General features: G+C 46.5%; 2 tRNA genes and 1 rRNA gene. All 3 read right to left on the reverse strand.

Annotated elements, in window-relative coordinates:
- Window positions 1-110 precede the first annotated feature (110 nt).
- A tRNA-Trp gene (locus AB4154_RS22075) sits at window positions 111-187 on the reverse strand.
- Window positions 188-222: 35 nt separating this feature from the next.
- A tRNA-Asp gene (locus AB4154_RS22080) sits at window positions 223-299 on the reverse strand.
- A 43-nt stretch (window positions 300-342) separates the two neighbouring features.
- Window positions 343-458, reverse strand: a 5S ribosomal RNA gene (gene rrf / locus AB4154_RS22085).
- Between the last annotated feature and the right edge of the window lie 93 nt (window positions 459-551).

Here is a 551-nt window from a genome sequence, read left to right on the forward strand (position 1 = left end):
TAATTTTCCGGATTGGTATAATACCGGGCTGGCGATCCAACTCCCAACATTGCTTCGTAGAAGCAACAGATGCAAAAAAGGCTCTAGCATTTCTGCTAGAGCCTTAAATATGGCAGGGGTGGAGAGATTCGAACTCCCAACACGCGGATTTGGAATCCGCTGCTCTGCCAATTGGAGCTACACCCCTATTTTCAGTTTTAAAGAGCTGAAACTCTGAATAAGTGGCGGAGTGGACGGGACTCGAACCCGCGACCCCCGGCGTGACAGGCCGGTATTCTAACCAACTGAACTACCACTCCGCAGTGGAATACTTGTCGTCGCTGACAAGTGTTCAAATTTAAAGCCTGGCGATGTCCTACTCTCACATGGGGAAGCCCCACACTACCATCGGCGCTATTGTGTTTCACTTCTGAGTTCGGCATGGAATCAGGTGGGTCCACAATGCTATGGTCGCCAAGCAAATTTTGCTTTTACTTTCAGCTTTTTTAAAAACTGAAGGCAAAATAATCTGGAAAACTGATTTAAAAGTCTATCTCTTCAAACTCATTCAA

Source organism: Vibrio sp. 10N.286.51.B11, assembly GCF_041469245.1.
GTDB classification, from domain to species: Bacteria; Pseudomonadota; Gammaproteobacteria; order Enterobacterales; family Vibrionaceae; genus Vibrio; species Vibrio crassostreae_C.